Source organism: Pantoea sp. SIMBA_079, from assembly GCF_046940275.1.
In the GTDB taxonomy this organism is placed as follows: Bacteria; Pseudomonadota; Gammaproteobacteria; order Enterobacterales; family Enterobacteriaceae; genus Pantoea; species Pantoea borealis.
The window spans coordinates 1-311 of record NZ_JAWRYR010000144.1 but is presented as its reverse complement, the minus strand read 5'-3'; the positions used below and the strand labels follow the sequence as shown (position 1 = coordinate 311).

3 tRNA genes are annotated in these 311 nt (G+C 54.0%); all 3 read left to right on the top strand.

Going from position 1 to position 311, the window contains the following annotated elements:
• The 3 genes from SB719_RS19485 to SB719_RS19475 all read left to right on the top strand — a co-directional run bounded on the left by SB719_RS19485 (position 1) and on the right by SB719_RS19475 (position 311).
• A tRNA-Val gene (locus SB719_RS19485) sits at positions 1 to 76 on the top strand.
• Between the two features lie 45 nt (positions 77 to 121).
• A tRNA-Val gene (locus SB719_RS19480) sits at positions 122 to 197 on the top strand.
• Positions 198 to 235: 38 nt separating this feature from the next.
• A tRNA-Val gene (locus SB719_RS19475) sits at positions 236 to 311 on the top strand.

Below are 311 nucleotides of genomic sequence, written 5' to 3'. Positions count from 1 at the left end.
GGGTGATTAGCTCAGTTGGTAGAGCATCTCCCTTACAAGGAGGGGGTCGGCGGTTCGAACCCGTCATCACCCACCACTCTTAAGGTGGCCCGCAGTGAACAGGTAGTAAGAGATAAGATATGGGTGATTAGCTCAGTTGGTAGAGCATCTCCCTTACAAGGAGGGGGTCGGCGGTTCGAACCCGTCATCACCCACCATATCTTAGTCAGGCAGCCTGTTAAAGAAGTACCGAAGTGGGTGATTAGCTCAGTTGGTAGAGCATCTCCCTTACAAGGAGGGGGTCGGCGGTTCGAACCCGTCATCACCCACCA